At 53.3% G+C, this 2,028-nt stretch carries 3 protein-coding genes; 1 reads left to right on the forward strand and 2 read right to left on the reverse strand.

Translation table 11 applies throughout. From position 1 onward, the window contains the following. On the reverse strand, nucleotides 1-804 hold an 804-nt coding region (locus RR842_RS14310; protein WP_332730250.1), incomplete at its 3' end, for a LicD family protein. A 14-nt stretch (nucleotides 805-818) separates the two neighbouring features. Further along, complete coding sequence (locus tag RR842_RS14315; RefSeq protein WP_332730251.1) at nucleotides 819-1,700, reverse strand: glycosyltransferase family 2 protein; 882 nt, start codon at nucleotides 1,698-1,700, stop codon at nucleotides 819-821. Nucleotides 1,701-1,865: 165 nt separating this feature from the next. Between RR842_RS14315 and RR842_RS14320 the strand changes: the two genes are divergently transcribed. Then, the coding region (locus RR842_RS14320) for a LicD family protein (RefSeq protein ID WP_332730252.1) at nucleotides 1,866-2,028 on the forward strand (163 nt) is incomplete at its 3' end.

Below are 2,028 nucleotides of genomic sequence, written 5' to 3' on the forward strand. Positions count from 1 at the left end.
TTCGTACAGCTCTTCGGCAACCCAGATTGCATGCATAGCGTGAGGCTTCCGATCTTCCGCAGGAGGAAGTTCCAGGTAATCGCCGTAGATGCGGGTCAGGTAGTCTTCGTAGTTAGCGAGCGCGTAAAACTCCCGTCCCTCGAAAGGGAGTTTCGTCGTGTTGAGCGAGGCATAGGGCATGCGCTCCCGCTCACCTTCTCCCCAAACAATTACGCCCACGTCGCCGTTTGGGTCGGGCGGTATGGTAGCAGCGAGTTCGTCTAGTCGGGCTGCTTCGAGGTAGATGTCGGGTGCGGCGAGCAAGGGTGTGAGGACTCGCTTGACGAGAGCTCTGAACGGGGTTGTTCCCTTCGAGGTGTCTCCAACGGTGAAATTGTATTTCCGTTTTGCTCGACGGTTCGCTTTGAAGGGACGATTGTTTGCAGGAATGCCGTCTATCGGGAAAATGTCTATCCAAACACCTGATATGTATTGGGGGTCTACGAAATCCTCCCTAACCTCGGTTCGTGTGTCGATCAGCTTGAAAAAGGGGTATATCGACGTTTTGTCGCGATAGGATACGAGTTTGATGTGGCTGTCTTGATGGTCGGCGGGAAACGAAGCGTACAGCTTTTCGTAGTCGTTCCTCGGCATGGCCACGTCTATGTCGTCATCCCAGGGAATGAAGCCTTGGTGGCGAACTGCTCCCAGAAGTGTGCCATAGCACATGAAGTAGTTCAGTCCGTTTTCTTCACAGTATTCATGAAATGTCGTGAGTAGTTCGAGCTCAACGCGCTTTACCTTGTCAAGATCCAATGCTTGCATGAATGCCCCCTGATTTATCGGTATACGGTTTTGCAGAGGAGCCAGGCTGGCAGGTACGCTAGATAAGCAAGACCTTTGTAGGGCGAATCTGCAATGCCCCGTTTGCTGCCGCTGAGTCGATGGCCCACCAGGAAAAGGATGGTGTTGTAATATTTGAGGTACAGCGTATCTGAGTACTCGAGGTGCAAGCGCTTCAATGCCATGAAGCCAAAAGGGTTGTCTTTGGTGACTTGTCGCACGTTTTTGGTGTATCCGTCGGGCAGATATTCAATTATCGAGATTACTTTGTTGAGAACTGCGAGGCGGAAATGCTGGTCTATTTGGTGGTAGACGTAGGTTTCCGCCATGAATTTTTCGTCTTCGTGAACGTAGAACGGGTATTGCTTAAGGATGTCTGTTCGGTAGATATGAGCCGTATCTCCGCAGTGCTTTTTTTTGTAGTACAAATCCCAGAGCGTGATGGTGTCGATGCTTTCCGGCATCCAGGTGCCAGTAGGCTTTTCGGCGCTTGGCCCGCAGAGGGCGACGACGCCTGCGATGGAGGGGTCGTCGCAGCGATCTTTCCAGATGCTGCGGATATCTTCAACTGCGTTGACGGCAAGCCGGTCGTCGGAATCGAGGCACATGAACAATTCGCACGTGCAAGCCTCCACCCCGGTGTTATGCGCTCGCTGTTTGCCTCCGTTGGACTGCTTGAGGTAGCGTATGGGGAAAGATGCTTCAGACGCTTGGAATTGGCGCACTACGCTCTCGGTGTCATCCGTTGAGCCGTCGTCGACTATGAGCCACTCGAACCCGCCGGTGGTTTGGCGTTCGAGGCTCTCGAACAAGCGAGGCAACACGTAGGAACGATTGTAGGTGGGGGTAAATATGCAAAGGTCTTCCATGCGAACCATGATATCGAAACCAAGCTGTTTAAACAAGGAATTCCAGGGAAGTGCGGCGGGGCTGGGCTGGGGGCGGCTTGCGGAATGCGTGCGCGTCTTGCTGTGGTATTCTGGCACTGCTTTATTTGCATTTTCCAACCAGGGTGCATTTCTGGAGAAAACGGTGAGGTTGAAATGCAGTACGAAGATAGACTGCTCCGCAAGCTTCAGCTTACGGAGTTGGGAATACTCGAGGCCATCGACCGAGTGTGCGGGGACAACGGCATAACCTACTTCCTCGACTCGGGAACGCTGCTCGGCGCGGTGCGCCATGGTGGATTCATTCCCTGGGACGACG

Origin of the sequence: Gordonibacter sp., from assembly GCF_036667095.1 — a bacterium.
Classification (GTDB): Bacteria; Actinomycetota; Coriobacteriia; order Coriobacteriales; family Eggerthellaceae; genus Gordonibacter.